The organism is Mucilaginibacter celer (genome assembly GCF_003576455.2).
Classification (GTDB): domain Bacteria; phylum Bacteroidota; class Bacteroidia; order Sphingobacteriales; family Sphingobacteriaceae; genus Mucilaginibacter; species Mucilaginibacter celer.
Genome location: NZ_CP032869.1, coordinates 2019022 through 2041900, shown reverse-complemented (window position 1 = coordinate 2041900; position 22879 = coordinate 2019022). Strand labels below are relative to the sequence as shown.

Genomic DNA, 22879 nt, shown 5'->3' with positions numbered 1-22879 from the left:
CTGATAAGCAAAACCCTATTACAACCCCTGTTACAAGTAAGTATTTATGCATAAAATCAAATTAACAAAAGTGACTACTACCCTATTTAACTCTTACATATCAACTACATTTATATCTAAGCGCGTTATCCGACTTATGATATAACTCCACATAGCTACGCTCTTTCACTCACAACAATGCGGGCAATTCAATCACCGATATACTTGCCGCAATTTTAATTATTTTATTATGTGAAAGCTTTGATTGTAAGTTACTTGTGATGTGAATTGTATACAAGTGTGTATGCCGGTATTGGTTCATCAGAACTACCGCGCGATGTTGCAGGCCCGGCATGGCCGTAAAATGAGAAATTTATACAGTGCCAACACGTCACATTCACAACATGCTACACAACTCGCCACATAGTATAATACTATTGCTGTTATGACTTAACTTCGGAAGAAGTAAAATTTCTCAAAATGTAATACAGGTTAACGATCAATTTAAAAGTAATCCGACCAACTATTTATGATAACACAAAAAGAAAACAAAAACTGGCTGGTTCTTTACACGCGGTCCAGGTGGGAAAAAAAGGTTGACAGGTTGTTAAAAGAACAGAACATCGAATCATTCTGTCCGCTGGTTAAAACGAGGCGGCAATGGGTTGACAGAGCTAAGCTGGTCGACATCCCTCTATTCCCGTCTTACTTGTTTGTGCGCATTAAAACACACGAACAAAGTAAAATTATACAAACATCCGGAGCGGTAAATTTTATTACTTATTGCGGAAAGCCTGCTGTTATCCAGGATGCGGAAATTGAACGCATTCGTATGATAACTAAACATTATCCTGATGTTAAAACAATCTCGTTAACCGGTGTTAATATCGGAGACCATGTAACTGTGGTTAACGGGCCGTTAATTAATAAAATGGGTGAAATTATCAGCGTGAAGGGGCAGTCTGTAGTTATGGTTATAAAAAACATCAATTGTGCTTTAACAATTAAAACTGATCATTCCCGGATTTGCCTGGCTGAGTAACCCAAAAAAGGTTCAATAAGGTAGCAGGTAGATTGGCAAAGGGCTATTAAAAAAACTATGAACTTGAACAACACTTGTGTTTATGGATAAGCATTACGGCCAAATTGTAGAGCTGGTAGTACGCAAAAAGCAGTTCAGCATAAGTGAACTGGCGCGCCTTACAGATATGAACAGACGTTCGGTGTATAACTGGTTCAATCAAAAATATTTGAAGCAGGATGTGATAAAGCGTATAGGCATAATTATAGATCATGATTTCTCGGTTGAGTTTCCGGAATTATTCAGGCCAAGTGATTTCAATAAAGTAAAAATTAACGACAATCATGACGACCTGTTTTTTTGGGAAGCACCTAATACAGCAGCTTTAAAAGATAAATACATTGAATTGCTTGAAAAGTACAATTCACTATTAACCAGTAAAATCGAAAAAGAGCGATAAGCCGTTATTTCCACAGCAACTTTTGCTATCCCTAACAAACCAGATATGAAAAAAGCAGCAGTCGAACAATGACTGCTGCTGCTATAAATCATAAGATTCCGATACTTTTTACGGGATCAATATTTTTGATTCCCATACATCATTTAGCTTTCGTTTGGCCGCGTTATGAAAAATCTGTTTTTCCTCTCTGCTGTAAACATTCATAATAATATTTTGATCTACATCCGTCGGCGTGATAGATATATCAAGCTGGTATTTAGTTTGATATCTTATGTAATAAACTCCGGTATTTGCGTCTACATCATAAACGTTCATTCTATCTGCAGTTCCAAATGATATATGGCACTTGCTTTCGCACTGCACCGTCAGTTTACCATAGCCGTAATTGCTCTCGCTATCTTTTTGAACAGTTTGCAATTTGCGGCAACCTGATGCTGTAATCAAAGTAAACAGCATTAATACCGCGGCCGTTATCCCTATCCGTGTTGATTTTGGATGCCCTGCGCCTACATTATATGTACACGCGTACTTGTCTGATTTTAAGTTAATTTCTTTCATATTTCTCTCATTTTTTTAGTAAAAGTAAATGAATGCAGAGGCATTAAACCGGTTTAACAGCAAGTGTTTATCAAGTTGGGAAAATTTTTGATTTACTGAGCAACAGGTGAGCAACACAACACAAACCCGGAGGCAACCTTGCCACGTAACTGCATATTTTGGTATCAGTCGCGCATTGTTCTGTTTATACACTGCCGGTCAGGAACCGGGAAATAAATGAAGTTTATCGTGCTGATTATGAGAAATATAATGCCATTATTTTATTGTGTTACATTATATATTTGATAAGCAATAAACTTTAAAAGTGGCCGCTAAACGGCAAAAAATGAGACGAGATGATAGAAACACTGGTTATGGTAATTTTTGCAAACGCTATTGTTATAGTGTACAACAGACTTAAAGAAAAACCCTTTTAATTTTTATAATCATGTGTAGGGTGATCGTATTAGATGATGATAAGATCCAGCTTTTCATCATCAAAAAAATATTAGGCAAAAGTGGGCGGTTTAATGATACTTTATATACCGATGACGGCAAAAAGGTATTGGATTTTCTGATTAAACATATAAGCGAAGAGGCTGTATTACCGCAACTGCTATTTCTTGATCTGAATATGCCTATTTTAAACGGCTGGGAGTTTTTAAATCGGCTGGCCCTGGTATATGATGATTTAAAACGTCCTTTAGCGGTTTATATTCTTAGCTCCTCAATTGATCCGAGGGATATTAAACGATCGCACAAATATAATTTCATAAAATCTTACCTTATCAAACCTGTATCGGTTAAAACGATGGAAGATATAATTAAAGATGTGGAGTAGTACAACAAACAAATTAACACATTTATTACCAATTACTTAATTAAATCAGAGATAAGGTTTGTTGTGAGCTTTTGCTGATTTAAAGTATTTATATCATTTATTTAGCGTATTTATTACCATAAAATATTTATCCGGTGGCTTATATTTACGGAAAGCAAAATTAATTTGTTAGCGAACTGCCTGAGTCGCTTTTTATCACCACTAAATAAGATTAATTGAACTTTACATGGAAAAGCATTACGGTCAGATAGTTGAATATAGAGTAAGGAAAAATGGTTTCTGCATAAGTGATTTAGCGCGATGCACTAACGTTAACAGAAGATCGATTTATAACTGGTTCAATCAAAAAAAATTAAGAAGCGATGTAATCTTAAAGATCGGCTTTGCTATAAAGCACGACTTCGCTCAGGAATTCCCGGAGTTGTTTGAAAGCAATGATTTTAAAACTATTTATAAACTACCCGAACCTGATGCACAAGGCATAGCGCAGTTTGACGCGCATGAACATCAAAACTGGAAAAATAAATATCTCAATTTACTCGAAAGGTATAATGAAATGTTGCAAAAAGAAACCACTCAAGTTTAAAGAACCTTTGAGCCGGTAACGAATTTCCAGCCTATTCTACGCTGCATTTCCTTCTTTTCCGAATTGGATTATCCAATTTTCGGTCCTTTTTTCTGGTAAATTCAACCCGGATAGGGCTTATTTTGACTTTTTTTTAATTTTTTTTCGATACACTAAGTCAAGCTCTAACTATTTGATTAGTACAACTATTAGGAATATTTTTTAGCCTTAAAATTGTTTTAAAGCTTTACACTTTTATCATTATTTTAATCATAGCGATAATTAATATAACATTTTCAACAAATTAGCCGTTAAAATGCAAACTATTAATTAAATCGTTGTATGACTAAAACTATTTACAAATTAGTGGTAGCTATATTAGTCGCCGCTGGATTTTCCCTGATGTCCTGCTCAAAGAAAGATGATGCTGTCGCCATGCCTGCTCCGGCCCTGCCCGATAGCCTGATCACCCAATCGTTTGCTGCCACCAGCAGTAGTAAAATCAGCCTGTCGGGATCTAACCTGGAACTTGGCGTTGTAGGACATCCGATGGGCGATGCACCATACGTGCAAACACCCGCAACCAAACAAATCAGTTTGATAAAAGGAATGGGGATGACCTGGTACAGGGTGGGTTTCCAGACAAGATCAGACGGAACGATATCAGTACCGTGGTTATGGGAACCATTACAGGCAGCGGCAAAGGCAGGCGGCATAAAGTTGCTTCCAATGCTTTACACCCGCACGCTGGATCTTGAAGCCAGCCAATCTGAATCATACCAGGCCGGTAAAAAATTGGGAGCCGACTTTGCTGCCAAATATGGGCAGTATTTTACATACTATGATTTGGGTAATGATTTGGAATTGAAAGTTTTACTTCCTAAAACAACCGGGCAAAGCCAGGCCGATTATGATCGTAAAAAGTTTAACGTGATAGCGGCTTACCTTAAAGGCATGGATGAGGGCATAAAATCTAAAGATTCCGATGCGAAAACAATGGTCTCGGCCGGTTGGCTCCACTACGGCTTTATCCGGATGCTTGACTGGTATGGTGTAAATTTCGATGTGGTGGCGTACCACTGGTATTCAGAAATGGAAAATATCGCTCCTAAAGCGCCTTACAATATTCCCGACATTACACAAAAGCTTTCATCGCTTTTTCCGAATAAGCCTATTTGGATAACCGAGTTTAACCTTAGGTACAAAGATGTGAACACGCATGAAACAGATCAAAACAAGTTTATTAGTAGCTTTATTGCCAAGTGTAAAGCAAACCCGCAGGTTAAAGTTGCTATTATTTATGAATTGTTTAACGAGCCGCATAAAAGCAGTGAACTTGAAGCTAATTATGGTATTATAAAATGGGCAACACCCTATACATCATGGGTAAAAAAATTGGTTGCAAAAAATTTAACCTTGTAACAAGCTGTTTAATCAGCATAAAAAACGCCTGCCCTTGCTTTGGGGCAGGCGTTTTTTTATTTCACGTATTTCTCACTTCTATACAATTAATTACCATGTAATTACCGGCCTGTAAAACCAGTAAAATATTTATTCAACTTTGATCTGTAAGGCCGGGTGTAATAATCGGCATTCGCCTGGCTTACATTGCTTTTCAACCGCTCACGATTTAAATATCTTACTGAATGACAGTTAGCCAAACAAAAAAAAACCTTAGCATTGAAACCCTCAGGGGTGTAGCCATTATACTGATGGTTTTAGGCCATGTTATAGGTTCGTCATCAAACAACGGGCTTAAAGTTGCCGACGATTCGGTGTGGCGCTGGTCATATTATGCATTGCAGTATATCCGGATGCCGCTCTTTACGGTAATATCGGGTTTTGTGTACGCCTACAAGCCGGCAACCCGGTTTAACAGTAATTCAACTTTTTTATGGGGTAAGGTAAACAGGCTTTTAATACCGCTGGTGGTAGTTTCATCGTTGTTCTTTTTTTTGCAGTACATTACCCCAGGTACCAATTCAAAAAGCGAGCTTAGCGAAATATGGAAAATATACTTATTTCCGTATGCGGTGTTTTGGTTTTTGCAGGGCATGATGATCGTATTTATCATCGTTACCATACTCGAAAATTTCAACCTTCTTAACCGTTTAAGCTCCGCGCTTATGTGTTTTATCATAGCGGCCCTCATATTTGTGCTGCTTCCTTTTAAGCTAAGCTTTTTTAGTTTAACGCGGGTGCCTTTTTTACTGACATTTTTCCTGTTCGGTTTATTGTTGAAGCGCTTTTATGATAGCGTGTTTAAGGGGGCCTTTATCGGTATCGCGGCAATCATCTTTCTGCTGGCTTTCGGTTACCAAATATTTGTGTTTAATACAACAGTTTCCCGGCAACTGATCAATCTGTTAACGCTTTGTGTAGGCTGTTCGGCGTGTATACTATTGATCAGGCTTGGCTTTCAAAATAAAAAACTTACCTGGCTGGGCGATTTTTCGTACGCAATTTACCTCTTCCACATTTTTGGGGCCGTTACCGGCCGGATCCTGGTAGGTAAACTCGGCATCAATAATTTAACTGTCCAGATCATCGTCGAGCTTGCTTTCGGAGTTAGCTTCCCCGTGATGCTACGGTTGCTCTGCGGCTCTAACCGAACACTCACCGTATTGTTTTTTGGTGATAAGATAAGGGCTACAGCCATAGCCAAGCCGGTATCTGGCCTAAAAAGCCCCGGCGGTTTATTCAATAAACGTACAATTTCCAATTAATATATGCTTATGAAAAACCGTAAACGAATATTGATAACCGGCGCGGCCGGGTTTCTTGGCTCCCATTTGTGCGACAGGTTTATCACCGAGGATTATCATGTTATAGGGATGGATAACCTCATCACAGGCGATCTGCAAAATATTGAGCACCTGTTTAAACTGCAAAACTTTGAGTTTCATCATCATGATGTATCAACATTTGTATACGTTCCGGGCGATCTTGATTTTATACTTCATTTTGCCTCCCCCGCCAGCCCCATCGATTACCTGAAAATCCCCATTCAAACTTTAAAAGTGGGATCGTTAGGTACGCATAATTTGCTTGGCCTTGCCAGGGCAAAAAAAGCTAGGTTGCTTATTGCTTCTACGTCTGAAGTTTATGGTGATCCTAATATCAATCCGCAACCCGAAGAATACTGGGGCAATGTAAACCCTGTTGGCCCGCGCGGGGTTTATGACGAGGCGAAGCGTTTTCAGGAAGCGATTACCATGGCCTACCATACCTTTCACGGTCTGGAAACACGCATCGTGCGCATATTTAATACCTACGGTCCCAGGATGCGGCTTAACGATGGCAGAGTGTTGCCCGCTTTTATAGGCGAGGCTTTAAGGGGTGAACCGCTTACTATGTTTGGCGACGGATCGCAAACCCGCTCGTTTTGTTATGTAGATGACCTGGTTGAGGGGATTTACCGCCTGCTGCACAGCGACTATTCGCAGCCGATGAATATCGGGAACCCGGATGAAATTACTATCAAGGAATTTGGCGAAGAGATCATTAAGCTTACCGGTACCGGTCAAAAACTAATTTCCTTACCGCTTCCGCAGGATGATCCCAAACAGCGCCGCCCCGACATTACAAAAGCAAAGGCGATTTTAGATTGGGAACCAAAAGTATCACGAAGCGAAGGCCTGAAAATTACGCTCAATTACTTCAAAGCGTTAACCGAACGGGAACTTATCCATAAAGATTTCGCGCTTTTTAACAGATAATTAATACCTGAAATATGAAAACAAATTTATTTACATTCTTGTGCCTGTCACTTTGGCTAACATGCCTGGTATCATGTAAAAAGGAAAAATTTCCGGTTCCTGTTGTTGATAATGAAGGTGCCGTTAAAAGCGACATATCAAAGATCACAATTCCCGATTATACAATTTTAACTATAGCCGGCGGTCCGGCTGGTTTTAAAAACGGAGTCGGCAAGGAAGCTGCTTTTAATAGCGCGCAGGGTATCTGCCTGAAAAAAAGCGGTTTACTATACGTGGCCGATTACCTGAACAACGCTATCCGCAAGGTAGAAGTTAAAGCACTTAACGGGGTAAAAGAGCAATATACCGCTACGGTATCAACACTAAACACCCCGGCAGGTCCAAACGGCCTTAAGCTAACCTTTCCAATACATGCCGGTGTAAGCAACGATGGAACGATTAACGTAGAGTTTATGCCAAACCCCAATTTTGCAGGCGCGGTGCTTGGCCGCATTTATAAACCGGATGGTAGTATTTATACGGTACAAATAAGCCGTGGCGGGATGACGGGCATGAGCGGCGACCCTTCAGGTGATTTTTTTTGGTTTTGCAGCTTACAGGGAGTTGGGAAATTTTGGTCAGATCATATACAATTGCCTAATATACAATTACCTGCGGATAGCCTGAAACAATATTACGGCAATCATTACTTATACAACACTGCATCGCCAACAATTATTTACGCGGCTCCCAATGGTAACAAATACATGGCATCGTACAGCCAGCTTTATAAGCTGACCCAAAGCGGCGTGTTCACTAAAATAAAGCCCATCGCCGAATATCCTTATGAACCCTATGATGGTATGAGCGACCTGGTATCTACAGATGACGGCGACACCTTATACTTTATAAAAAACGGAGCTATCCTGAGTCTTAAAAACGGTAAGATCAGTACGCTGTATTACCCAAATGGTACTAATAGCGCCGATGGCCTGCCGGCTTTTATCAATGCCACCGGGCTTGCTATAGACGATAAGCAGCACCTGCTTTACTTTACCGACAATTACGAATTTTCAAGCACTATCAAGGTGCTCACTTTACCGGGGTATAAAGCACACTAAAAAAACTCGTTATGAAACGTTTTACATTTATTATGGTTATGGTATCCGCATTAATGGGGTGCAGGAAGGACCTGAAATTTACAAAATCGGCCGATCAGCCGCCTAAACAAGAGCAATCTCCATCCTACCAGGTGACTACCATAGCCGGAGGGTTCCCTTTACCTGAAGGAGAAAAGGACGGGGTGGGAAACCAGGCCGCTTTTTTTGACCCTAACGGGATAGCGGTTTCGGCAAACGGCACAATTTACGTGGCAGATGTTAACGGGAACAGCATCCGCAAAATTATCAGGGATAGCGTTGTTACCACAATTCATTTTCCCCCAAGCCCATATGGAGCTGAAATCCCTTTTGCCCCGCTCGAAATAGCGGTTACCGGGAATAATACGGTTACTTTTACGCAAAACGGAGGTTTCAGATCTGAGCCATCTATCATCAGTTATAATCCTGACTGGGCCGGTAACCCGATAGTACGGGCCCGCCCGCTTGAAGATTATAGTTTTTCGGGAGTGAGCGCCGACCCGCATTATGACCTGGTTTGGGTTACCACCGACGCTCCTTTTACAAGAGATTATCAATTATACCGGCTTGATCCTTTAAAGAACCAGCTTTATACCAAGCTTGTACCGGTTGATCATACCGACCCCATAGCAAGGTTTAAGTATATCGCTGCCTGCCTGAATAACGTTAAGTATGTTATCACAAATCAAAACACGCTTTACAAATATGACGAAGCCGGTAAGCTAAACCCTATCCTTCCCGGTGTAAAGTTTGATGATGTTACATCTCTTATAGCTACAAAAGATGGAAGCACACTTTACGTTGTTGACAGCAACTCAATAAAGAAACTCAATGTCTCATCGGGTGTAGTGCAAACCATTGCCGAGCCGGATGGCTCAAACACCCAAAAAGACGGGGCAGGCAAAGCAGCAGATGTAAACGCTATCAAAATAGCATTATCTGCCAATGAAAAAGCCCTTTATTTTACAAACTACAACTCGCTCATCAGGAAAATTTCGTTAATGTAATAGGATCGGTTTTAATTGTGAAAGCCCGCTCCGCAAGGGAGCGGGTTTTATTGAGATGCTAAAAAGGCTCAATTTTACAGACTATTTCAAATTTGACAAATGTTGCCGTTAGCGGCCTTATGGTTTTTCTGAAAGTAGCTTACTTATCAGGTTAATCTGAATTGTTGTCGCCTTTTTCTTACTCATGCCACATTAAATTGATGATCGCTGAAATAAGGATCGTTTCAATAAGCCTTTCTTAGTTTGATGATCTTTAACCAGTGCATCATTTTCATCACCGGGTAAACAGGATCGATCTCGAACCAGCGTTTACCAAAATTTGCGCTGTTGGGGTGGCGATGGTGGTTATTCTGAAATAATTCGCCAAGCATCAGGAAATCAAACGGCGTTGTGTTTTTTGATTTGTCCTTATTATCATAATTAGTGTAGCCATATTTATGACCGCACCAATTAACGATAGCGCCGTGAACAGGCCCCATCAGGTAATGAACAGGCAGTAAAAGAAACAACCACCAGTGCGTGGCAAAAGCAATGTAAAAGCACGTATAAGCCAGGGCAAAAATAACGCGCGACAGCAATGATGAGCCCATCCGGTCAATAAGCGGCCATTCGGGGTAGTAGCCGGTAAAGCGTGTATCCGGGTTTTTAGTCCTTTTTAAATGATCTTTAAAGGTATTTACCGTCGCTTTCACCATCTGGAAGATATCGGTAAAAAAATGCGGCGAATGCGGATCCTTCTCTGTATCACTATATGCATGGTGTTCACGGTGCATCATTGCGTAAGCGCGGGGGTTCAGAAAAGACGCTCCCTCAAAAAAGTAAGCCATCAAATAAAATGCCCGCTCCCATGCCTTACTTGTGGTGAACATACGATGGGAAGCATAGCGGTGCTGGAAAAAAGTTTGAAAAAATAACGACAGAAACCAGTGGGCAATAAAAAATGAAAAAATGATTAGCATAAATTTAATTAAATGTAAACGGAGAAATAAGGTGAGGTAGAAAAAGTACAGGATCACATTATCAGCCCGGTAAGTTTTTCACCGATCTTTTCTGCATATAGAGCGCTGATGTTTCGGGGTATAATCTCCCAACGTTCGTCTTTCCGGTAAAGCAAGACGTTTTTGCCACCAGGGATCAAAACCACCCATCCCGGAAAAGCGAAGTTATTTACCGGTTGTATTTTTAGTTCCCTGGTCAAACCTGATTCGGGATCCTTAACGCTGATGATGATCATAACGGTTATTGTTAAGAATAAACCTTGTTTGCGCTTCGTTATGGCCTTTTCTAAAAAATAAATAAGGCGTACCATCAATCAGCAAATTGATACGGGTTATAAGGTCAACCACATCAAATGGCTTGGCAATAAAATCATCACAACCGTAGGCTCCTTTGTCAAGGCCTTTGTTGGAGTAAGCGGTAAGAAGAATAACCGGGATGGCTTTAAATTCTTTACTTTTTTTTCAACAGGTTGCACCAGTCGCCGCCGTTCATGCCTCCTAAAGAAAAATCCATCAGGATTAACGAGGGTTTATACAACCGCACCAGGCTCAAAAAATCATCGCTTTTTTCTACAATATCTGCTTCAAAGCCCTCATAATCCAATACCATCTGTAAAACTTCCAGTACCGCTACGTCATCATCAAATATCAATATGCGCTTTTTCATAAGCTAACCTCCACAAAAATATTAATCTCACTTAAGTCTACCAGCACAATAGTTTCATCAATTCCCATGGCCATCTGCCGCGGCTCCTCACTTATCTTAAAATAGGTATCAAATCGTTCGGGCAGATTTTTTAATGAAGGGGCCCGTTTTACCGGCAGTAAAGTAATACAGATGTCGGCGTCTTCGCCCAAAATACTGGTGGTACGCGATAAACAATAGCGATAACCCTGCCCTATCAGGGTTACCAAAAGCTTGGTAGTTAATATTTTTTGCATCGCCGTAGATTTCTATCAAAGATACCCGGCCAGTTTTTTCTTATACTGATAATAATATCACAAGCTTAAGCGGTTAATACTCCTTTTTGCTATAAACGATTTTATATTACGCCATTAAGTATGGCAAAGCGGATCAAGGCCACCGTATTTCGGGAACCTGTTTTATCTATGAGTTGTTGCCGGTGATTCTCTATAGTGCGTTTGCTGGTAAAAAGTTTATCGGCAACTTCCTGGTTGGTGAACCCTTCTGAGATCAGGGTCAGAATTTCTACATCAAGCGTTGAGAACTCTATATTTTCGATGTTCTCATTGGTTATCGGGTCTGGAATTGTCAGCAACCGGTTCAGAAAGCGCCCCGAGAGCTCAGCGCAAATATACTGCCCAAACTGGTGGGTATGGCCAATGGCGAAGATCAGTTCGGCTGTGCTGATGTTTTTGAGCAGGTAGGCGCTGGCACCGGATTTAAACGCTTTGATCACATATTTTTCCGTATCCAGGGCACTTAAAATAATTACCTTCAGTTCGGGATAATCCTGCTTTAAGTGTTCGGTCAATTCTATCCCTCCCATCGCCGGCATATTCATATCTACCAGTGCAATGTCTGCTTTAACGCCTTGCTCCAGCAAACGAAGCACCTCAACACCGTTATTAGCCTCGCCGGTTATCTGAAACGACTTTTCCTTTTCCAGCATGGATTTAATGCCTCCCCTAACAATCAGGTGGTCGTCGGCTAAGATAATGTCGATGGGGGCGTTCGCCATGGGTATTTATTCTGGTTTTATTTCGAGTGTAATTTTTACTACCGTTCCTGCTCCCGGCTTAGAGTTGATATCGATACAGCCGTTATACAAGCTTAACCTGTTTTTGATGCTGCTAAGCCCCGAGCCTGAGGTAATATCTTCCGGTTTACCGGTTTCAAAACCTTTGCCGTTGTCTGATACAGTTAATTCAACATGTTTATTTTTTTTTACTTCGATGGTGATCAAACTTGCTTCCGAGTGCTTCATGGCGTTATTAACCAGCTCCTGCAAAATCCTGAATATATTAGATTCCACCGGCAGATCCATCCGCACGTTCAGCGTCATAAGCCTGGTTTTGATGAGCATCTTCGGGGTGCTTAAACGCCTGGCCATTTCCTCTATGGTGGCCCGAAGGCCAAAATCATTCAGGATAGCCGGTGCCAGTTCGAAGGAGATATTCCGTGTTTCTAAAACCGCTAAATCGAGCAGTTTATAAACTCCCCGCAATGCCTCGGCCGCGTTATCTGAATCTAATAGGGTACCCAGCTTGATCCTGATCCCGTACAGCAGTTGGCTCACGCTATCATGCAAAGCCTCACTGATGCGTGAGCGTTCATTTTCTTCTGCATGGATGGTTGCCAGCGCGATATTTCTTTGCTGCTCATGCTTAATTCGTATTGCTTCCTGCTCAAGTTCTTTTTTAGCCGTGATATCCATCATGATCCCTACAAAGCGGTTTGGATGCCCGGGTTCGGTGATCACATGGCCGCGGATGCTGGCAAAACGGGTATTCCCGCCTTGATTATCAAACCTGCAAACCAGGTCGATAGATTTTTGATTATTAAGCGCAATGCGAAATTGCTGATCTACGGCAAGGCGATCGTCCGGGTGGATGAGGCTGATGAATGTTTGATACCGACCGTCAAACTTACCGCCGGGTATGGCACAGGTTTGGTAATTGAATTCATCCAGATAAAACTTCATGGTATCCAGTTCCAACTCCCAGGTACCTGATAATGAAGCCTCCAGTGCCAGTTCCAACCGTTCTTTCGTTTTGGCCAATACCTTTTCGGCCTCAACCCTTTCCGTAATGTCCATAACAGCGATATCGCATTGCAAGGGCAAGCTGCGAACAGCCACAACTACTATACCTTCCATCTGTACGTAAAACTCGCGCCCTTTTCTGGATAACATTTTTAACTGGCGGCTTTGCTTTTTGCCACTGTTCAGCATCTCCCGAAAAAACAGATGATAAATATCCCGGTATTCGGGCGCTACAAAACTTTGCAGCCGGTTGCCTATAATATTACCCTTTCCAGTTTCCAATAGCAAAATTCCCGCATTGTTCACCTCACTAACCAGGCCTTCTTTAGTCAGGATATAATAGCCAATTGGTGCCAGGTCATATATACCCGAAAACTTAAGCTGCTGCAACTCCAGTTTTTCGTTGGCTATACGGAGTTCATCATTCTGCATTTCCAGCTCGGCCTGGTGCAAATGCAGTTCTTCAAGCACCTTTTGCAGGCGCATTTCATTAAGCGATGTTCCGCTTACTTCTGCTAACAGGTCATTATGAGCTGTTTTCACTTTCATTTATCCTTAAAACAATTAAAGGCGTTGTCTCCGTTTGCTCGAAAAATGGGCGGGCGTTTAGCTGGTATATTTTAGGCTGCCTGGTTTTGGTAGTTACGACTGCCGACACTTCCTTCCGTTCATTTAAACAATGGCTTAACAATTGTGCGGGCTCTTCTGTTTTCCATTGCTTTTTTAAAAACTCTGCCGCGTTTTTCCCCTGCACATCATGGTAGGTTGTTTTAAACAATTTCAGGGCTAAGGTATTCGCGCCTGTAATATTAAAATCCCCGTCCATTTGTATAGTAGCCTCCGGAATTTCATTTAAGATGGATGCGGCATAATCTTTCAAAACCTCGAGGCTGGATTCCATCAGCTTAAAATCGGTTATCTGGGTAAGCGTCAATACCGCCCCCGAAATATAGTTATCCAGGGTACGGTAAGGCATGATCCGCACACGGTACCACTCGTTATCCCTGGTGCGCAAATCTGTAACCTTAATGGTAAGTTTATCAATCACCTCGCGGATGTAATCCTCATTAATAGGCTTTTCAAAATTAGAAACCACGTGGCTGATAGGCCGTCCAACGTCACTTGCGATAAGGTTAAACAAATGGCGCACCTGCGGGGTATAGCGAAGGATATTCAAATCATTATCAAGAAACAGCGTACAAACTTCAGTTGCGTCCAGCAGGTTTTTCATGTCATTATTGAGCCGGGTCAGCTCTTCTGCTTTTAACTGGTACTGGCTGTTCACGGTCATCAGTTCCTCATTTAACGACTGCATTTCTTCTTTCGTGGTCAGTGATTCCTCATTGGTGCTCTGCAGCTCCTCGTTGGTGCTTTGCAATTCCTCATTACTTAGCCTGAGTTTTTCCATCGAGCTTTCCATTTCCTCTACAGTGGTAGTTAGCTGCTGCTTGGTATAAACCAGTTCCTTTTTTAACGCCTCGGCAAGTGCATCACCATCCGATGAGGATGGATGCTGCGATTTTTTATTTGTTTCTATCAACCCATGATCTTCAAATACAAACATTACCAGCGGCGGTATTTCCGGCTCGTGCACTGCTGTAGCCTGTATGCTCACCTGGCGGCTTTGTTTGCCGTCTTTTAAGGTGATATACTCCCTTACCTGTGTATCCCCGCTTTTAAGGGCCTGTTGTAAGCTGCTGGATAGTGCGTATTTAAGCTCCTCACGGGCCAGTTTTAAAATATTGTTCGAAACTGTTTCGCCCCGGGGCAGCTCCAGGTATTTGCCGGTATTACCGTTATTATACAGAATATCGCCTTTTTCATTAACCAGCACTGAGGGCGGTAGAAATTTATCGATCAGCACTTTGTTGAAAATATCTGAAAAAGAGCCTTTTTGCTTTTTGGTGTTCACTTCATGAGGTTTTACGGTGTGTAAAGGTTGTTTAGAGGCCTGATACGGAAAATCGATCATATCACGCAGCGCAACGTGACCTTCCTGCCGCTCAAATAATTTCCATTTGGGATCGAGTGAACGAAACAGGTCGGTGAAGCCACCTATGGTTTCGGCCGGCCCCATGAACATAATCCCGCCCGGGTTAAGGGCATAATGAAACAAGGGGATGATCTTTTTTTGAAGCTCTGGTGTAAAATAAATGAGCATATTGCGACAGCAAAGCAGATCGAGTTTGATGAATGGCGGGTCTTTGATCAGGTTTTGCTGTGCAAATACAATGAGGTCCCTCAATTCTTTTTTTACACGGTAACGGTCGTCTTCGCGGGTAAAAAATTGCCTCAGGCGCTCGGGAGATACCTCGGCAATTATATTTTCGTGATAAACGCCCGATCGTGCATGCTCAAGGGCGGCCGGGTCAAGGTCTGTGGCGTAAACCTGGATTTTGGGTATAATCTTGCGTTTAAGCATGTTGACACATTCAACCAGCAGCATAGCTACGGAGTATGCCTCTTCTCCGGTAGAGCAACCAGCTATCCAAACGCGTATTGGCTGATCCTCATTTTTTTGCCCAATCAATTGTTTCAGCAACTGTTTTAAAGACTCAAAGGCGGTAGCATCCCTGAAAAATTTTGTCACGCCAATCAGCAGTTCATTGAACAAATTATCGATCTCTTCCGGGTTATCCTTCAGGTAATCGGCGTATTGCGCATAATCTGTAAACTGGTAATAAGCTATCCTGCGTTCTATACGGCGGGTAACGGTGCTTTTCTTGTACAGCGCAAAATCATTGCCTGTATGTGAGCGCAATAGCATTAATATTTTATGGATGGCATTGTTGTTTTTCAATGACATCTTCAAACTATCGTCAACCTCCTCAGCAATAACGGGGTGGTTCAGGTATTGGATGATCTTTAAAGGCATTTCTTCCGGCGAGAGTACATAATCAACCAGGTTGGTACCTATAGCTGCCAACGGCATACTATCGTAGTCGGCGGTTTCCGGGTCCTGGGCAATTGTCATACCCAGGTTCTCCTTAATCATCCGGATGCCCGTTTCCCCGTCAGCGCCCATTCCCGATAGAATTACCGCTACCGATTTGTTCCATTGATCATTAGCAAGGCTCTGGAAAAAATAATCAATTGGTTGCCTCACTCCCTCTGGTTTTGACGCGGTTAGCAGCAGGAGTTTACCATTATGGATGCCCATATCTTTATTAGGCGGTATGATATAGATATGATCCGGCCGGATCGCCATGCCATCGGTAGCTTCAATTATCGGGATAGCCGTGTAGCGCTGCATCACTTCCGAAAGCTGGCTTTTGTGCAGCGGATCGAGGTGCATTATAATTACAATAGCCATACCGCTATCGGCGGGCATATGCGCGAAAAATTTTTCGTAGGCTGAAAAAGAACCCGCTGAACCGCCGATGGCAATAACCGGAAATGATTTCAATTTTTTACCGCCGGCCTTTACCGGCTTTTTTTTTTTAGCTATTTCCGGTACGACAGCTTTTTTTGATTTGACCATCTGGTTTCCGCCTGGTTTGTTTATAAGGTTAAAGGTAATTATAATCGGCGGCAATCTGCCATACACTCCTGTTTAAAGCAGGCTATGAGGGCAGATCGCTTTTAGTAGCCTTATCATCAGCCAATAAAATTGCCCTGATCCTATCAATATGCACCTGCGACAAAGCCGCGCGCTCTTCGGCCGAACGCGCGGCCGCCCCCGTTTGTCCTTTGGCGAGCGTGGTTAGCAGGTTTCGTCGTTCCTCAAACATGCGTAACGCTACCCACATGGTTTCCTCGATTTTATTGGTTTGCTCGGCTACCAAACTCGCAGCAGTATAGGCGTGGCCGGTATGGCATCGGTACCTTAAAAACGATCCTTTTTTTATTTTCCATAACACGCCGCCGCAACCGGGACAGTTAAAAGGCACCTGGTTGCCCAGTTCGTTAACGGCGGCAAGGTCGCTGAGCACGCGTTCGGCAATCTTCACCTCCAGTTCAATATCCTTTGGTATTTCAACTTGTTTTTTTGCCGGGGCTGCCAATATTTTCATGAGTGCAGCGCCCATTTTAGCTATAGGTAACCTGTAAATCGTTTTCACCTGGTTCAACGCGTTTTGGGGCATATCGGGATATTCCGCGTCGTTAGGTTCTTGTATTATACAGGTACCACCACAGCGTTTAATAGCAATAAGGCCCGCTGTGCCATCGTCCAGATATCCGGTAAGTATGATGCCAATTACCCGGTTGCCAAAAGCCACCGCTGCCGAGCGGAACAAAGGGTCGATGGCCGGCCTTGATCGGTTTTCCTGCGCTCCTTTGGTTATCTGCACATGCCCGCTTTTAGATACCATCAAATGGTGATCGGATGGGGCGAGATACACCTTTCCGTTTTCAAGATGGGCATCCTGTATTGCATGAACGCATTTAAGCTCAATACTTTCATTTAATGCCTGCAAAAGGGCATCGCCGGAGGCGTCACCGGATATATGTTGTACCATAAGTATAGGTGCCGGAAAATCAACCGGGAATTGTTGCAACAGTTTTATGGAAGCGCTCATGCCGCCGGCAGATGTACCAATTACAACAATTTTACCACTTTCCGGACTGAATATCGTTGATATTATCTTCATTTGTTGAGTTGAGATAAAGCGTGTTTGGCTAAGTCGTCGGCTATCGCTTTCATCCAGGTGTAAATTCGCTCTTTGTTTATTTTGTAATCAGGTATTGAATGCCAGACTTTTTTAAACGTTTCTTCAAGAAGTCGCTCTGCCAGCTCCCTGTTTTGTACTTTGCGCATGATATTGAGAAAAAGAAAATTCGCGTAAGCGTCATACAACATGCCGGCGCCTTTTTTCTCATCGCATCGTATCAGCGGGCAAAGGTCGGCATCGGAGATCCTGGTGCCTGCCGGGTAAATTTTCATATTTCTATTCTATCAGGCGCTTCTTCAAAATCGCTGCTTCTGCCCAACAACCTGAAATAAAACGCTACAACCTCGGTAATTTTTTTCATACCCGGAGGATCATCTAAAAAGCGGGTTTGAAGTTTGCCTTCCACACAAATCAGCTTGCCTTTTTTTAACACTTTAAAAGCATGCTCTGCTACGCTGCGCAACATCACAATATTATGGCATTCGTTATGCCCGGTTTTAACACCATTTTTAATGACTTGCTCCGCGGTAAGCAACCGGAAACTTGCAACAGCAATATCGTCTCCGATAAATCGGAGTGCCGGATCTTCTCCTACATTTCCTATAAGCACAACTTTATTTATCCCTGACATTGTTTTGTTGATTAATTGACGTACCGTGCGGCTATCAGGACAAACAAGCTCCTGTCTGCTTTCGATTCGTCGAAGTTTTCCTTAAGCAATTGTTGAATCCGCTTATCGGGCAACTTTACAGCAGCCATTTGTAATAATTTAAAGGAAGACAGTTCTACGCTTTCAATAACTGATAAATAAAATAATATGGAGAGATCACGTAGTTCCAGGTTTTCCTTTTTATGATAAATACCTGAAAACCCCGACTCTATGAAAACGATCAGTTCCTCACAGTTTCTTAAAGACGGAGCTTCATCAAGCAACGTAAATATTTCTTCTATCCGGGCTATTTGTTTGCCTATATCTTCCCAGGTTTCTAAAACAGCTTGTTTCAAATCTTTAAAATGGGCCTCATCTGCGAGTTCGGGCAATCGCTCAAATAAATGCGATTTAGCACAGAAAATTCGGCTGAGGTGATCAGTAAAAAAAATCCGAAGCTGATCCGGCTTTAATACATAACCGGAGGTTTTTTCAATATTTACGGGTTCACTCATTACGGGGCGTTGATTTGTATATTTAAGCTGATTACAGTTTTTGATTTAGGTTGGCTTTTTTATATGGCAGATAGTAGTGCTCATAAAACTGCTTTTTGTTATCCCTGTACTCCGTAACCGCGCCCAGCCAACTCATCATCCTGATATAATACCAGGCCAGATCTACCTGGTGCGGTTTAAAACCACTACGGGCGCTTTTAGGATATAAATGATGGTTGTTGTGCCATTCGCCGGCTACCAAGCCTGGCCATAACTGGTTGATCGATTTATCGTTCTGGTTATAATCCGTTCCCTCGCGTTGTTTGTCCTGGCCCTTGGCGTGGCCGTCATAATTAAAAGTGCGCACGCCAACTGCCCAAAAACCGGCAGCTCCAAACAAACTAAACACGAGTGCATTTCCGCCCAACAGGTAAAATGCCCCATACCAAAAGCCCCAGTTCAGAATCCATGATAATATTGCCTTGTAAGGATTAACGTACGATCCCCATTGCTGATATTGCGCGTAGGTATTGGCTTTTACACCTGTATGTTTCATGAGGGATCGCACCCTGCTGTAATCGCCTTCGCTCAGATCTTTAGCGATTGGCTGATGGTTCACATCGGCCAAAAAGCAATAAAGAAAACCGGCCTGCGCGTTATAAGGGTCGCCCGGCTGATCTGATTTAGAATGGTGAACATGGTGAGAGATCACATAAATTTCTTCGGGGATCACATTGATGGTGAGGTTTTGCGTAATAAAGCGCCAGAAACCGTTACGAAACTTATAGGCTCCGTGCGTGCAATACCGGTGATGCCAGATGGTACCATGGGTACCCATAATGATCATGCCATATACAAAGGCAGCCAGCAACGTCCACCAGCTCAAATAGTAAATCAAAAACATTGCAAAAAAAACAGAAAGGCAAATCACCTTCAGCCAGCTAAATACCGGCAGCCAGTTTTTACGGGTTCTAAACAGATTTAACCTTAAAAAAAACTCTTTTAAAATTTGACCGGACGTTGGTTTAACCAGGGCCCCGGCAGGGTCCTTCCAACCATACGATGGAGTTTGCAATACATAATCTAAGAATGGCATTTTTGCTTTTTAAGTAAACGACGATAAAACCACAGTTTTCCGCTTTTACCAAAGTTCGGGTTAGGGATTTTTACATCGGTGAGTAAAAACACACATTAACCGGGATAAATACCTGATGTTTTAAAGTAGCCGTTTCAATTATCAGTGACTTAACAAGGTTATATCATCCTGTAATTGCGTAAACTACGTTAAATTGTAGTTATAACTACTGAATATTGAACAAATTACTTTGATGGCATACAGAAAAACCGTTGGTTTTCAATAACTTAATAAATACAACTTTACATCCGCATACCTATTTTATGACCTGTTTGGGAGATGCCAAAAACTGCATGAACGGTGCCCATGTTATTTAAGCTGAAAACGAACAGGTTAGAAACTATAAAGTATGTATACATTAGGAATAAACGCCGTTTTTCACGACTCGGCGGCATGTTTAATAAAAGACGGACAGCTTATCGCGGCGGCCGAGGAGGAACGGTTCACCCACTTTAAACATGGTAAAAGGCCGGTACCGTTTTCAACCTGGGAATTGCCTTTTCATGCCATTGATTATTGCTTGTGTATAGCCGACATTCATGTCAACGATTTAGAACATGTAGCTTATTCGTTTGATCCTTACCTGCTGGTTGGCGAACAATACCGCGATAAATCAACCATAGAGATACCATTTGAAAACAACGGAAAAATTGATAACAACGATTGGCTGAACGTATGGGACCCGCTGTTTTTATCTTCCATTATTAATGCTCGCGCACAGCTTAACGATGGGTACCCTCATCACCTGCAAAAACGCTTTATCGGCGCTAACATAAAACCGGAGCAATGGCATTACGTGGAGCACCATTTGGCCCACGCCGCCAGCGCGTTCAATTGTTCGCCTTTTGATGAGGCCGCGGTGATGACCGTTGACGGGCGCGGTGAACTGGCCACAACAACTTATAATTTTGGCAGCGGGCAACAGCTAACGCGCATAGGCCAGGTAAATATGCCCCACTCTTTGGGCTTGCTTTACGAACAGGTTACAACCCACCTGGGCTTCCTGCACTCGTCGGACGAATATAAGGTAATGGCTTTGGCATCTTATGGCAATACCGATTTTGTGAAGGATTTTCGGGAGATGATCAGTTTAAGCGCTAACGGCCAGTATACTATTACCAATCAAAATTTCACAGAGCGGTTTGGCCCGCAACGGTTGCGCCATCACGAATTTACAGCTCATCATTTCAATATAGCGCATTCGTTGCAATTGGTACTGGAGGAAACTTTGCTGGATATAACCAGCTGGCTGCAAAAAGAAACCGGCTCGGCAAATTTGTGCATGGCAGGCGGCGTGGCACTTAACTGTGTGGCCAATGCACGTATAAGAGATGCCAAAGCATTTAACAATATCTGGGGGCAGCCGGCATCTGGCGATGATGGTACCGCTTTAGGCGCAGCATTATGGATAGACGCGCAGCAGCGAAAAAGCAATGAACGTGAATTTGTGATGGACCATGCCTATTTGGGACCGGAATACAACGACGATGAAATTGAAAAGTTCATGAAATGGAGCAAAGTGCCATACCGCCGCATGGAAAACATTGCCGAAGAAACAGCCGAAGTGCTTGCACAGGATAAGATAATAGGCTGGTACCAAAACCGGATGGAATTTGACCCAAGGGCTTTGGGTAACCGCTCCATACTGGCCTCCCCTATTAATCCCGAAATGCAGGCGCGCTTAAACGAGGTAAAAGACAGGGAAGACTTTCGGCCGGTGGCGCCGGTGGTGCTTGAAGAGGAAGCCGCCAACTGGTTTGAAAGTGCCGAATATTCGCCGTTTATGTTATTTATATACGATGTAAAAGCGGATAAAGCCGACCGCATCCCCGCCGTGCGGCATACCGATGGCACAGCCCGGATACAAACAGTGAACGAACAACAAAACAAAAAATATTATGATCTGCTAAAAGCCTTCTATCGCAAAATCGGCGTTCCGGTGCTGATCAATACTTCGTTCAATACGCTTGGCAAACCTATAGTTTGCACACCACGCGATGCTATTGAATGTTTTTGGAGCTCCCCTTTTGATGCTTTGGTCATTGGTTCATTTATAATTGAAAAAAATGCAGATATCAATAGTAATCCCGACATACAAACGACCACAATTACTCAGCAAATGCCTGAAAGCGCTGCAGTTGCAGTTACTGAATAAACAGGAATTTGAAATATTAGTAATAAGCGACGGCCCCGATCAGGAGACCCGCGCAGCCGTGAGTGATTTTAACAGGCTGTTAAATATCCGTTATTTCGGCTTGCCGGATAAAAAGGGGCCGGCCGCGGCGCGAAATCTCGGCTGGCTTAACGCTAAAGCTGCTGTGGTAGCGTTTACCGACGATGATTGTCGGCCAGATAACAGGTGGCTTACCGCAATACTTGCAGAAGTTGATCCAACCAGGGCGCAGGCATTTACCGGCCGTGTTATTGTACCGCGGGGACAGCGCCCTACCGACTACGAGCTTAACACAGCAGGCCTGGAAACCGCGGATTTTGTTACCGCTAACTGTGCCTGCACAAAACTCGCCTTGTTCATAACCGGTGGTTTTGACGAACGGTTTAGCATGGCCTGGCGTGAAGATAGTGACCTGGAGTTTAAACTGATCTTCCATAACATTGATCTAAAAAAGGTCAACCAGGCAATGGTAGTTCATCCTGTGAGGCGGGCACGCTGGGGCATCAGCTTAAAAGAGCAAAAGAAAACCTTGTTTAATGCTTTGCTTTATCAAAAGTTCCCGGCACTTTACCGTGCTAAAATTCAATCAATCATGGCCACCTGTTTTATATTACTTCATCATAGCCTGTTTTGTTGTTTTTTTAGCAGGCTTATTATCAAACACATCTTTAATTACGGCATCAGGAGGGATGGGTTGGTTAATACTCACAGCTTACTTCATCACAAGGCGATTGTACCGTACCAGCCGTTCGGTGGAACATGTGGCTGAAATGATCTTTACATCAACACTCATTCCTTTTTATTCCATTTATTGGCAATGGTATGGGGCTTTTAAATACCGCGT

The 22879-nt window shown here is 42.8% G+C and carries 24 protein-coding genes; 11 read left to right on the top strand and 13 right to left on the bottom strand.

Annotated elements, in window-relative coordinates:
• Positions 1 to 508: 508 nt before the first annotated feature.
• Complete coding sequence (locus tag HYN43_RS08060; RefSeq protein ID WP_119408952.1) at positions 509 to 1021, top strand: UpxY family transcription antiterminator; 513 nt, start codon at positions 509 to 511, stop codon at positions 1019 to 1021.
• 82 nt (positions 1022 to 1103) lie between these two features.
• Positions 1104 to 1460, top strand: a complete 357-nt coding sequence (locus HYN43_RS08055; protein WP_119408951.1) for a hypothetical protein — start codon at positions 1104 to 1106, stop codon at positions 1458 to 1460.
• Positions 1461 to 1568: 108 nt separating this feature from the next.
• Here HYN43_RS08055 and HYN43_RS08050 read toward each other — a convergent pair whose 3' ends face one another.
• Entirely contained in the window at positions 1569 to 2018 is a 450-nt protein-coding gene (locus HYN43_RS08050) for a hypothetical protein (RefSeq protein ID WP_119408950.1), read from the bottom strand.
• Between the two features lie 427 nt (positions 2019 to 2445).
• On the opposite strand from HYN43_RS08050, the gene HYN43_RS08045 reads away from it, so the two are divergent.
• The 7 genes from HYN43_RS08045 to HYN43_RS08015 all read left to right on the top strand — a co-directional run bounded on the left by HYN43_RS08045 (position 2446) and on the right by HYN43_RS08015 (position 9247).
• Positions 2446 to 2838 carry a response regulator gene (locus tag HYN43_RS08045; protein ID WP_119408949.1) on the top strand — a complete coding sequence of 131 codons (393 nt, stop codon included), beginning with the start codon at positions 2446 to 2448 and terminating at the stop codon, positions 2836 to 2838.
• Positions 2839 to 3064: 226 nt separating this feature from the next.
• Positions 3065 to 3424 (top strand): hypothetical protein, encoded by a 360-nt coding sequence (locus HYN43_RS08040; protein ID WP_119408948.1) that lies wholly within the window; start codon positions 3065 to 3067, stop codon positions 3422 to 3424.
• A 321-nt stretch (positions 3425 to 3745) separates the two neighbouring features.
• Positions 3746 to 4825, top strand: a complete 1080-nt coding sequence (locus tag HYN43_RS08035; RefSeq protein ID WP_119408947.1) for a glycosyl hydrolase — start codon at positions 3746 to 3748, stop codon at positions 4823 to 4825.
• Positions 4826 to 5049: 224 nt separating this feature from the next.
• The gene (locus tag HYN43_RS08030) at positions 5050 to 6129 is read left to right on the top strand and encodes an acyltransferase family protein (RefSeq protein WP_119408946.1); all 1080 of its coding nucleotides are present in this window, start codon (positions 5050 to 5052) and stop codon (positions 6127 to 6129) included.
• A gap of 9 nt (positions 6130 to 6138) precedes the next feature.
• Positions 6139 to 7122 (top strand): UDP-glucuronic acid decarboxylase family protein, encoded by a 984-nt coding sequence (locus HYN43_RS08025; RefSeq protein WP_119409308.1) that lies wholly within the window; start codon positions 6139 to 6141, stop codon positions 7120 to 7122.
• A gap of 14 nt (positions 7123 to 7136) precedes the next feature.
• On the top strand, positions 7137 to 8222 hold the full coding sequence (locus HYN43_RS08020) for an NHL repeat-containing protein (protein ID WP_119408945.1): 1086 nt from the start codon (positions 7137 to 7139) through the stop codon (positions 8220 to 8222).
• 11 nt (positions 8223 to 8233) lie between these two features.
• Positions 8234 to 9247, top strand: a complete 1014-nt coding sequence (locus tag HYN43_RS08015; protein WP_119408944.1) for an NHL repeat-containing protein — start codon at positions 8234 to 8236, stop codon at positions 9245 to 9247.
• Between the two features lie 224 nt (positions 9248 to 9471).
• Here HYN43_RS08015 and HYN43_RS08010 read toward each other — a convergent pair whose 3' ends face one another.
• From HYN43_RS08010 to HYN43_RS07955, 12 genes are all read right to left on the bottom strand, one after another.
• The gene (locus tag HYN43_RS08010) at positions 9472 to 10206 is read right to left on the bottom strand and encodes an acyl-CoA desaturase (protein WP_119408943.1); all 735 of its coding nucleotides are present in this window, start codon (positions 10204 to 10206) and stop codon (positions 9472 to 9474) included.
• Positions 10207 to 10259: 53 nt separating this feature from the next.
• Positions 10260 to 10481 carry a hypothetical protein gene (locus HYN43_RS08005; RefSeq protein WP_162996375.1) on the bottom strand — a complete coding sequence of 74 codons (222 nt, stop codon included), beginning with the start codon at positions 10479 to 10481 and terminating at the stop codon, positions 10260 to 10262.
• Between the two features lie 215 nt (positions 10482 to 10696).
• A complete protein-coding gene (locus tag HYN43_RS08000) occupies positions 10697 to 10912 on the bottom strand; it encodes a response regulator (protein ID WP_119408941.1) in 216 nt (71 codons plus the stop codon).
• Positions 10909 to 11187, bottom strand: a complete 279-nt coding sequence (locus HYN43_RS07995; RefSeq protein WP_119408940.1) for a hypothetical protein — start codon at positions 11185 to 11187, stop codon at positions 10909 to 10911. The genes HYN43_RS08000 and HYN43_RS07995 overlap by 4 nt, the downstream gene beginning before the upstream one ends.
• Before the next feature lie 101 nt (positions 11188 to 11288).
• Complete coding sequence (locus HYN43_RS07990) at positions 11289 to 11948, bottom strand: response regulator transcription factor (RefSeq protein WP_119408939.1); 660 nt, start codon at positions 11946 to 11948, stop codon at positions 11289 to 11291.
• 6 nt (positions 11949 to 11954) lie between these two features.
• On the bottom strand, positions 11955 to 13520 hold the full coding sequence (locus HYN43_RS07985) for a PAS domain-containing sensor histidine kinase (RefSeq protein ID WP_119408938.1): 1566 nt from the start codon (positions 13518 to 13520) through the stop codon (positions 11955 to 11957).
• The gene (locus HYN43_RS07980) at positions 13498 to 16452 is read right to left on the bottom strand and encodes a chemotaxis protein CheB (RefSeq protein WP_162996374.1); all 2955 of its coding nucleotides are present in this window, start codon (positions 16450 to 16452) and stop codon (positions 13498 to 13500) included. Before HYN43_RS07980 ends, HYN43_RS07985 begins: the two co-directional genes overlap by 23 nt.
• Before the next feature lie 82 nt (positions 16453 to 16534).
• Positions 16535 to 17563 carry a chemotaxis protein CheB gene (locus HYN43_RS07975; protein WP_119408936.1) on the bottom strand — a complete coding sequence of 343 codons (1029 nt, stop codon included), beginning with the start codon at positions 17561 to 17563 and terminating at the stop codon, positions 16535 to 16537.
• Positions 17560 to 17856, bottom strand: coding sequence for an RNA polymerase sigma factor (locus tag HYN43_RS07970; protein WP_119408935.1), 297 nt, complete (start codon positions 17854 to 17856; stop codon positions 17560 to 17562). The genes HYN43_RS07975 and HYN43_RS07970 overlap by 4 nt, the downstream gene beginning before the upstream one ends.
• The gene (locus tag HYN43_RS07965; RefSeq protein ID WP_119408934.1) at positions 17853 to 18215 is read right to left on the bottom strand and encodes a single-stranded DNA-binding protein; all 363 of its coding nucleotides are present in this window, start codon (positions 18213 to 18215) and stop codon (positions 17853 to 17855) included. Before HYN43_RS07965 ends, HYN43_RS07970 begins: the two co-directional genes overlap by 4 nt.
• 11 nt (positions 18216 to 18226) lie before the next feature.
• Complete coding sequence (locus tag HYN43_RS07960; protein WP_119408933.1) at positions 18227 to 18748, bottom strand: DUF892 family protein; 522 nt, start codon at positions 18746 to 18748, stop codon at positions 18227 to 18229.
• 31 nt (positions 18749 to 18779) lie between these two features.
• The gene (locus HYN43_RS07955) at positions 18780 to 19823 is read right to left on the bottom strand and encodes a fatty acid desaturase (protein ID WP_119408932.1); all 1044 of its coding nucleotides are present in this window, start codon (positions 19821 to 19823) and stop codon (positions 18780 to 18782) included.
• 388 nt (positions 19824 to 20211) lie between these two features.
• On the opposite strand from HYN43_RS07955, the gene HYN43_RS07950 reads away from it, so the two are divergent.
• Both HYN43_RS07950 and HYN43_RS07945 read left to right on the top strand, forming a co-directional pair.
• The gene (locus HYN43_RS07950) at positions 20212 to 22017 is read left to right on the top strand and encodes a carbamoyltransferase family protein (protein ID WP_119408931.1); all 1806 of its coding nucleotides are present in this window, start codon (positions 20212 to 20214) and stop codon (positions 22015 to 22017) included.
• On the top strand, positions 21929 to 22804 hold the full coding sequence (locus HYN43_RS07945) for a glycosyltransferase family 2 protein (RefSeq protein ID WP_205589899.1): 876 nt from the start codon (positions 21929 to 21931) through the stop codon (positions 22802 to 22804). Before HYN43_RS07950 ends, HYN43_RS07945 begins: the two co-directional genes overlap by 89 nt.
• Positions 22805 to 22879 lie beyond the last annotated feature (75 nt).